An 8,218-nucleotide genomic window follows, 5' to 3' on the forward strand; every position below is an offset into this window, starting at 1 on the left:
GGCAGACTGGCGCCGTGCGCGATCTGGCGAAGCTCCCCAAGGCTCATCTGCACCTGCACTTCACGGGGTCGATGCGGGTGCCGACCCTGCGCGACCTGGCCGACGAGCACGGCGTCCGCCTGCCCGGCGCGCTGACCGACGGGGACCCGCTGCGCGTGCCCGCGGACGAGCGCGGCTGGTTCCGGTTCCAGCGCCTGTACGACGCGGCGCGCGCCTGCGTGCGGTCGGAGGCGGACATGCGGCGGCTGGTCGACGAGGCCGCCGCGGACGACGCCGCGGAGGGGTCGCGCCGGCTCGAGATCCAGGTGGACCCCACGTCGTACGCCCCGTTCGTCGGCGGCATCACCCCCGCGGTCGAGATCGTGCTCGACGCCGCGCGGGCCGCGAGCGCGGCGCACGACGTCGAGGTGGCGGTGGTCGTCGCGGCGTCGCGGATGCGGCACCCGCTCGACGCGCGCACCCTCGCCCGCCTGGCGGCCCGGTACGCCGGGGAGGGTGCGGGCGAGGTGGTGGGCTTCGGGCTCAGCAACGACGAGCGGCGCGGCGACACCACCGAGTTCGCGGCCGCGTTCCGGATCGCGCGCCGCGCGGGCCTCGCGTCCGTGCCGCACGGCGGCGAGCTGCTCGGTCCGTCGCACGTGCGCGAGGTCCTCGACGCCCTGCACCCCGACCGGCTCGGCCACGGCGTCCGCGCCGGCGAGGACCCCGCGCTGCTGGCCGAGCTCGTGGAGCGGGAGGTCGCCCTGGAGGTGTGCCCCGCGTCGAACGTCGGCCTCGGCGTGTACGCCGACACGTCCCGGGTGCCGCTGCGACCCCTGGTCGAGGCCGGCGCGCAGGTCGCGCTCGGCGCGGACGACCCGCTGCTGTTCTCCTCGCGGCTGCTCGACCAGTACGTCGCCGCCCGTGAGGTGCACGGCTTCACCGACCCGGAGCTCGCCGACCTCGCCCGGTCGTCCGTGCGCGCCAGCCGCGCGTCGGACGCCACGAAGCGCGCGATGCTGGCCGGCGTCGACGCGTGGCTCGCGGCCCCCGACCCGGCCCCAAGCGACGACGCGCTCTCATCTGCGTCTCATCAGCCCGCGGGATGATCCGGCCATGGCGGACGGCGAGCAGACGGGGCGTGGGTGGCGCGGGGCGCTGCCCTGGGTCCTGGCCGCCGTGCTCGTGGCGCTGATCGTCGCCGTCGTGGCGTCCGCGGCGTCCTCGCGGCCCGAGGACCGCGACGTCGGCGGGGTCGTCGTGGTCTCCCCGGGCCCCACGACCGGCCCGGCGACGCCGTCGCCGACCTCCTCGCCCTCGCCGTCGCCCACCTCGACCGACGACGATGACGACGATGACGACGACGACGTGGTCCCCGCGCCGCCCACGGACGACGACGAGCCCGACGAGGACGAGCCCGACGAGGACGACCCGGACGACGACGGCAGCCCGACCGGCGCCCCCGCGACCGGCGCCGCCGCCGGCGGGGGCCGCTGATGGCGCGCGGCACCGGGCCCCGGCGCGGGGTCACCGTCCGCACGCGCCTGCTGGCCGCGATGCTCGCCCTCACCGCCCTCGCGCTCGGCTTCGCGGGCGCCACCGCCTTCCTGCTCACCCACCGGCAGGTGGACGAGCGCATCGACGCCGACCTCGTGGAGAGCGCGGACGAGCTCCGCACCCTGGCGGCCTCCGGCGTCGACCCGGTGACGGGCCTGCCGTTCTCCTCCCCAGAGGAGGTGGTGGTCGCCGCCATCCGGCTCGAGGTGCCGGCCCGGAACGAGGGCGTCCTCGGGCTGCGCACCGGCAAGCGTCCCCTCGTCACCCAGCAGGAGGTGGAGGTGCGGCTGCAGGACGACCCCGAGCTCGTCGCCGCGGTCACCCCGCTCGTCGACGGCGACCGCGTGGCGCTGCGCACCGTGACCACCTCGACGGCCGACTACCGCGCCCTCGTCGCGCCGGTGCAGGCGCTGCCCGGGGCCGCGGGCGCGTCGCCGGCGCCGCCCGCCGCGCTCGTCCTCGCCTACGACCGCGGCGCCGAGCACGCCGAGACGCAGGCCGTCTTCCGCGGCTACGCCCTGGTGGCCCTCGTCGCGCTGGTCGCCGCCGGCGTGGTCGGGTGGCTCCTCGCCGGCCGGCTGCTGCGCCCCATCCGCACCCTCGCGCACACCGCCCAGCAGATCGGCGAGTCCGACCTGTCGGCGCGCATCCCCGAGACCGGCAACGACGACCTCACCCAGCTGACCCGCGCCGTCAACGCGATGCTCGACCGGCTCGAGGGGTCCTTCGAGTCGCAGCGGCTCCTGCTCGACGACGTCGGGCACGAGCTGCGCACCCCGCTGACGATCGTGCGCGGCCACCTCGAGCTCATGGACCCCGCCGACCCCGCGGACTCCGCCGAGACACGCGACCTCACCCTCGACGAGCTCGACCGCATGCACCGGCTCGTGGACGACCTCGTCACCCTCGCGACCGTCGGGCAGCCCGACTTCGTGCGGCCGTCGCCCGTCGAGCTCGGCCGGCTCACCGACGACGTCCTCGACAAGGCGCGCACCCTCGGCGAGCGCACCTGGCTCGTCGACTCCCGCACCGACGCGCGCACCCTCGCCGACGCGCAGCGCCTCACCCAGGCGTGGCTGCAGCTCGCCGCCAACGCCGTGAAGTTCTCCGCGCCCGGCAGCGTCGTCGCCATCGGGTCGCGCACCACCCCCGACGGCGCGCGGGTGCGCCTGTGGGTGCGCGACGAGGGTGTCGGCATCGCACCCGACGACCTCGGCCGCGTCTTCGAGCGCTTCGCGCGCGGCGAGCACGACGGCGAACGCCGCGACGGCTCCGGGCTCGGCCTCGCCATCGTCGCGGCCATCGCGCACGGTCACGGCGGGGACGTGAGCGTCGAGAGCGCCGTCGGGCGCGGCTCGGTGTTCACCGTCGAGATCCCCGTGCTGCCCGTGCCCGACGCCGACGCCGCGACTCCCCCGCACCTGCCGCCGGCCCCCGACGAGAGGACGACACCGTGAGCCAGATCTTGGTCGCCGAGGACGAGACCCGCATCGCCTCGTTCATCGCCAAGGGGCTGCGCGCCGCCGGGTACGCGAGCACCACCGTCGGCACGGGGCGGGAGGCGTTCGACCTCGCCTCCTCGGGTGACTTCGACCTGCTCGTGCTCGACCTCGGCCTGCCCGACCAGGACGGCTTCACCGTGCTGCGGCGGCTGCGCGAGGCCCGGGTGACGCTGCCCGTCATCATCCTCACCGCCCGCACGTCGGTCACCGACACCGTTGCCGGGCTCGAGGGCGGCGCCGACGACTACATGCCCAAGCCGTTCCGCTTCGAGGAGCTGCTCGCGCGCATCCGCCTGCGCCTGCGCGTCGAGCCCGCGGGGGAGGTCACGGTGCTCAGCCACGGCGACCTCAGCCTCGACCTGCGCACCCGGCGCGCCACCGCCGCCGGCGTCGAGGTGGACCTCTCCGCCCGCGAGTTCGCCCTCGCCGAGGCGTTCCTGCGCAACGCCGGGCAGGTGCTCAGCCGCGAGCAGCTGCTGTCCCGCGTGTGGGGGTACGACTTCGACCCCGGGTCCAACGTCGTGGACGTCTACGTGCGCTACCTGCGCAACAAGCTCGGCGCCGAGCGGTTCGTCACCGTGCGCGGCATGGGGTACCGGCTGGCCTGACCCAGGCCTGCCACCCCGGTGCCGAACAGGCGGTGGTGCACGTTCTGAGCACTCAGAACGGGCACAACCGCCTGTTCGGCGAGGGTGGGTGGGCCGGTCAGCCGGCGGACGGGGCGCTCGGGGCCGACTGCGGCGTCACCGGGCTGACCGGGCTCGCCGGCGTGTTCGGGCTGGCGGGCGTGTTCGGGCTCGCCGGCGTGTTCGGGCTGGCGGGGGTCTGCGGCGACGGGGCGGACTTTGCCGACGGAGCCGTCGGGGCCGTCTTCGCGGACTGCGCGGTCACGGTGGTGACGGTCGACGCGTTCTGCACCGCCGACGGGGACGGGTCCGCCGACTCGGCGGGCGCGGTCGCCGCGTTGGCGGGCGACGTCGGGTCCACCGCCGGGCCCCTGTCGTCGGCCGCCTGGACGGTGGACGCGACGACGTCGTCCGACGGCGCGCGGTCGAGCGTGCCCTGCGCCGCGGCGGCGACCGCGCCCAGGCCGACCGCGCCGAGCGCCCCGGTGACGATCCAAGCGCTGCGTGCCTTCATGGTGTTGCTCCTTCGTGTCGGCGGCGGCGTGGGCCGCCGCGATGGTCCCGGGCCTCCTGCCCGGCTGGTTCCCAGCCTTCGCGGCCCCCGTGAGACGCCGGGGAGCCGCAGGTGAGAGGTCTCTCAGAAAGTCGCCGCGTCCGCCGCGAGCCGCTCGGCGACCGCGAGGAAGGCGTCCGCGAGCGACGCGTCGTCGGCGCCCGCCGCGAGCGACGCCGCCACGGCGGCCGCGCGTGCCCGCAGGAGGGCCGGGTCCGCCGCGCGGCCGAACACGTCGAGGCAGCGCGCGACCAGGCCGTCCGCCCCGTCGTACGTGGCGGGGGCGAGCGCGGGCAGCACGGCCAGGTGCGCGACGGCGCACGCCAGGTCGTCGACGAGGTGGCCCGGGCCGAGCGTGTCGACGTCGAGCAGGCCGCCGATGCGGGGTGCGCGCCGCGGGTCGGAAGCGGACGCGGCGGGGTCGAGCAGGAGGTTCGCGGCGTGCAGGTCGCCGTGCGTCGTGACGACGGGGCCAGGGTCGCGGGTGTCGACGACGGCGCCGATCCGGGCCTCCAGCCGCGCGAGGCGCCCGGGGTCGACGCCGTGCAGCTCAGCGAGCGTGCGGAGGTAGTGGTCGAGCCGGTCCGCCCACGCCGCGCGCCGCGGGAGCCACGTGCCCTCGGCGGGGAGCCCGCGCGCGACCCGCAGGATCTCGGCCGGGTCGAGGCAGGTAGCGCGGTCGGCCGCGGGCGTCCGCGCGAGGAGGTCGGCGACGGACTCGCCCGGCACCTCCGTCAGCAGCACGACGCCGTCGTCCGACGCCCCGGGCGCGCCGAGCACCCGCGGGGCCACGACGTCCTCCGACCGGGCCAGGAGCGCGTGCCGGCGCACCAGGTCGGCGGCGCGGGAGGGCCGGACCACCTTGACGTACACGGTGCCGGCGGTGGTGCGCGCGCGGAGCACCGCGCGGCGCAGCGGCCGGTACGTGACGGTCTCCAGGGCGAGCACCTCGGCGTCCATGCCCGCCGCCCGCAGCCGATCCTGCACCCGCGCGGGCGTGGCGCCCACCGCCAGGCCGGGCAGCGCCGGGTCGTGCGGGTGCCGCCACACGTGCAGGCTCCGGCCGGCGTCGTCCAGCCGCACGACGCCCGGGCCGAGCGAGACCCCGGGGCCGGTGCCGCGCGCCCGGCGGAACGCGGACCCCGGCGCGCTCGACGCGAACAAGTGCTCGGTCGCGCGGACGGTGCCACCGTCGCCGGCCCGGCGGGCCACGACCTCGTAGGACACCGTCACCTCGGCGCCCGGGCGGGCGTGCACCTGCCGCACCGTCCAGGACTCGAGCTCGGCCCCGTCGGCCGCGAGCGCCGCTGCCAGCACGTCGGCCGCCGCGTCGCCGGCGAGCAGGTCGAGCCACGCGCGGTGGTCGTCGGGCGCGACGGCGGTCGCGGACGGCGCCGGCGCGGCCGGGGCGAGCGCGGACGGGGCGGTGAGCGTCGCGGAGGTCGGCACACCGTCATCCGACCCGGCCGGGGCGAGGGCGGCGTGAGACGCCGATGAGAGCCCTCTCATCCGGAAGCCGTGGTCCCCGGGGACCATCCCGCACGGCACCCCGGGCGGACGCGCCGGGCCACGCCGCGGCGTAGCGTGCCCGGCATGGAGCGCGGCCCCCTCGACCGTTGGCGCCCCCGGCTGTTCCTGGCGCTGGCGCTCGCCGTCGTCGTGACCTTCGGGACCCTGGGGGCGTCGCACTGGCAGCCGGGCACCCGCGACCTCGACGTGCTGGGCCTGGCCCTCGCGCTCGTCGGCCCCCTCGTGCTGCTGGCCCTCTCCCGCCGCCCCGTGCTCGCCGTGCTGCTGGCCGTGGGAGCGCTCGGCGCCTACCTCGCGCTCGGGTACGCGTGGGGACCGGTGTTCGCGGGCACGGTCGGTGTGCTCGTCATGGTGCTGCTCACGGGCCCCGCGGGGCGGGCGCGGGTGATCGCCTGGTCGGGGGCGCTGCTCATGTGGGGCGCCGTCGTGGGTGCCACCGCCCTGCGCGACGACGCGCCCCGCTCGGCCGCCCTCCTCGGCGGGGCCGCATGGACCGCCGTCGCGCTGCTGATCGCCACCGGCATCCGCGAGCGGGTCGCGCGCGCCACGGCGCTGCGCGCCGCCCGCGCCGACCGGGAGCGTACGGCCGTGGCGACGGAGCGGCTGCGCATCGCGCGCGAGCTGCACGACGTCCTCGCGCACTCCCTGTCCGCGATCAACGTGCAGGCCGGCGTGGGCCTGCACCTGCTGGACCGCGACACCGAGCAGGCCCGCTCCGCGCTCGCGTCCATCAAGGCCACCAGCCGCGACGCCCTCGACGAGGTGCGCGCCGTGCTCGGCGTCGTGCGCGGCGAGGACGACGCCGCACCCGAAGCCCGCACCCCCACGTGGGACCTCGCCACCCTGCCCCGCCTGGCCGAGCCGCTGCGCGCCCGCGGCGTCGACGTCCGCTTCGACGTCGAGCCGAGTCTCCTGGGCGACGGCGCCGTGCCCGCGCACCTCGCGGGCGTCGCGTACCGGGTGGTGCAGGAGGCCCTCACCAACGTCGGCCGGCACGCCCCGCGCGCGCGGACCGTCGTGGTGCGCGCGGCACGGGGACGCGGCGGCCTGACGGTGACGGTGACGGACGACGGCGGACCGTCGGGCGCCGGCGACGAGGTCCTCGCCGGATACGGTCTGCGGGGCATGCGCGAACGGGTCGAGGGCGCCGGGGGCGCGCTGCACGCCGGGCCACGGTCCCCGGCCGACGGCGCCGGGTTCCTCGTCGACGCCACGATCCCCCTGCCCGACCACCCCGTGCCCGACAACCCCACGGAGGACGCATGATCCGCGTGCTGCTGGCCGACGACCAGGCGCTGGTGCGCGGCGGGTTCCGCGCCCTGCTCGACGCCGAGGACGACATGACGGTGGTGGGCGAGGCCGCCACCGGCGACGAGGCCGTGCGCCTGACGCTGGAGCTGCTGCCCGACGTCGTCCTGATGGACGTGCGGATGCCCGGCGCGGACGGCCTGGAGGCCACGCGCCGCATCGTCGCCGACCCGGGCACGGGCGGCGTGCACGTCGTGGTGGTGACGACGTTCGAGCTGGACGAGTACGTCGCCGAGGCGATCCGCGGCGGGGCCAGCGGCTTCCTCGTCAAGGACACCGAGCCGGCGGACCTCGTGCGGGCCGTGCGCGTCGCCGCTGCGGGCGACGCCCTCCTGTCCCCCGGCGTCACCCGCCGCCTGCTGGCCCGCGTGGCCGACGCGACCCGCCTCGTGCCGCCCCCGCCCGGCCTCGGGGATCTCACGGCCCGCGAGCGCGAGGTGCTCGTCGAGGTGGCCGGTGGGCTGTCCAACGACGAGATCGCGCGCACGCTCTACCTGTCCGAGTCGACCGTGAAGACGCACGTCTCCCGGGTGATGGCGAAGCTCGGCGCCCGCGACCGTGCGCAGCTCGTCGTGGCGGCGTACGAGGGCGGCGTCGTGCGCCCGGGCTGGTCCGGCTGACGGACCCCGCCTGCCGTGCCGAACAGGCACCTGACACCGTGACGGGCCTTCACGGAGTCCCATAACGGTGTCAGGTGCCTGTTCGGCACGGCGGGGTCGGCACCACGGGACGACGCAGGTCGGTACGCCCGGCTGACGACGCGGCCCGTGCCGGCGGGCGACGGTGGTGGTCGAGGGCCCGCACCGGGCGGACCCACCGTCACGAGGAGTCCACGATGCTCACCACTGCCACCGCGATCGCCGTCCCCGCGGCCGTCGCCGCGCACCCGTACGCCGCCGGCGGGGGGCCGGGCTGGTGGATCGTCTTCCCGATCCTGTGGTTCCTGCTGTTCGCCTCCGTGGTGTTCCTCATCGCCCGCCGTGCCCGGCGGTACGGCCCGCCGTGGACCCGTGGTGGCGGCGGGGTCTCCGTCCTGGGCGAGCGGTACGCCCGCGGCGAGATCGACGAGGCCGAGTACCGCCAGCGCCTCGCCGTCCTCAAGGAGGACCGCCGCTGACCCGGCGCGCCACCCACGCGACCGCTCGCGTCGTCCCTCCCGGCGA

General features: G+C 77.2%; 9 protein-coding genes. 7 read left to right on the forward strand and 2 right to left on the reverse strand.

What is annotated here, in order from left to right; all coding sequences use genetic code 11:
* The first annotated feature begins 14 nt into the window (after window positions 1-14).
* From ACFWDO_RS02340 to ACFWDO_RS02355, 4 genes are read left to right on the forward strand one after another with little or no spacing between them, the layout of a single operon-like run.
* Window positions 15-1,088: an adenosine deaminase gene (locus tag ACFWDO_RS02340; protein ID WP_380323530.1), complete on the forward strand. Its 1,074-nt coding sequence runs from the start codon at window positions 15-17 to the stop codon at window positions 1,086-1,088.
* Window positions 1,089-1,095: 7 nt separating this feature from the next.
* Window positions 1,096-1,476, forward strand: coding sequence for a hypothetical protein (locus tag ACFWDO_RS02345; protein ID WP_380323527.1), 381 nt, complete (start codon window positions 1,096-1,098; stop codon window positions 1,474-1,476).
* The gene (locus ACFWDO_RS02350; RefSeq protein WP_380323524.1) at window positions 1,476-2,993 is read left to right on the forward strand and encodes a sensor histidine kinase; all 1,518 of its coding nucleotides are present in this window, start codon (window positions 1,476-1,478) and stop codon (window positions 2,991-2,993) included. Before ACFWDO_RS02345 ends, ACFWDO_RS02350 begins: the two co-directional genes overlap by 1 nt.
* The gene (locus tag ACFWDO_RS02355; protein ID WP_380323521.1) at window positions 2,990-3,646 is read left to right on the forward strand and encodes a response regulator transcription factor; all 657 of its coding nucleotides are present in this window, start codon (window positions 2,990-2,992) and stop codon (window positions 3,644-3,646) included. Before ACFWDO_RS02350 ends, ACFWDO_RS02355 begins: the two co-directional genes overlap by 4 nt.
* 97 nt (window positions 3,647-3,743) lie before the next feature.
* Here the strand turns inward: ACFWDO_RS02355 and ACFWDO_RS02360 are convergent, their stop codons facing one another.
* On the reverse strand, window positions 3,744-4,178 hold the full coding sequence (locus ACFWDO_RS02360) for a hypothetical protein (protein ID WP_380323518.1): 435 nt from the start codon (window positions 4,176-4,178) through the stop codon (window positions 3,744-3,746).
* A 123-nt stretch (window positions 4,179-4,301) separates the two neighbouring features.
* Window positions 4,302-5,666, reverse strand: a complete 1,365-nt coding sequence (locus ACFWDO_RS02365; RefSeq protein WP_380323515.1) for a phosphotransferase family protein — start codon at window positions 5,664-5,666, stop codon at window positions 4,302-4,304.
* 144 nt (window positions 5,667-5,810) lie between these two features.
* Here ACFWDO_RS02365 and ACFWDO_RS02370 point away from each other — a divergent pair, with 144 nt between their 5' ends.
* From ACFWDO_RS02370 to ACFWDO_RS02380, 3 genes are all read left to right on the forward strand, one after another.
* A complete protein-coding gene (locus ACFWDO_RS02370; RefSeq protein ID WP_380323512.1) occupies window positions 5,811-7,013 on the forward strand; it encodes a sensor histidine kinase in 1,203 nt (400 codons plus the stop codon).
* Entirely contained in the window at window positions 7,010-7,675 is a 666-nt protein-coding gene (locus ACFWDO_RS02375; RefSeq protein WP_380323509.1) for a response regulator, read from the forward strand. The genes ACFWDO_RS02370 and ACFWDO_RS02375 overlap by 4 nt, the downstream gene beginning before the upstream one ends.
* Window positions 7,676-7,890: 215 nt before the next feature.
* Window positions 7,891-8,172, forward strand: a complete 282-nt coding sequence (locus ACFWDO_RS02380; RefSeq protein ID WP_380323506.1) for an SHOCT domain-containing protein — start codon at window positions 7,891-7,893, stop codon at window positions 8,170-8,172.
* Window positions 8,173-8,218: the final 46 nt, after the last annotated feature.

The sequence above is a fragment of the Isoptericola sp. NPDC060185 genome (assembly GCF_042728595.1).
Classification (GTDB): domain Bacteria; phylum Actinomycetota; class Actinomycetes; order Actinomycetales; family Cellulomonadaceae; genus Isoptericola.

What these genes read in the sequence shown, in the direction of transcription:
- ACFWDO_RS02345 (WP_380323527.1), top strand. Translation starts at nt 1,096, where the DNA reads ATGGCGGACGGCGAGCAGACGGGGCGTGGGTGGCGCGGGGCGCTGCCC.
- ACFWDO_RS02350 (WP_380323524.1), top strand. Translation starts at nt 1,476, where the DNA reads ATGGCGCGCGGCACCGGGCCCCGGCGCGGGGTCACCGTCCGCACGCGC.
- ACFWDO_RS02360 (WP_380323518.1), bottom strand. Translation starts at nt 4,178, where the DNA reads ATGAAGGCACGCAGCGCTTGGATCGTCACCGGGGCGCTCGGCGCGGTC.
- ACFWDO_RS02370 (WP_380323512.1), top strand. Translation starts at nt 5,811, where the DNA reads ATGGAGCGCGGCCCCCTCGACCGTTGGCGCCCCCGGCTGTTCCTGGCG.
- ACFWDO_RS02375 (WP_380323509.1), top strand. Translation starts at nt 7,010, where the DNA reads ATGATCCGCGTGCTGCTGGCCGACGACCAGGCGCTGGTGCGCGGCGGG.
- ACFWDO_RS02380 (WP_380323506.1), top strand. Translation starts at nt 7,891, where the DNA reads ATGCTCACCACTGCCACCGCGATCGCCGTCCCCGCGGCCGTCGCCGCG.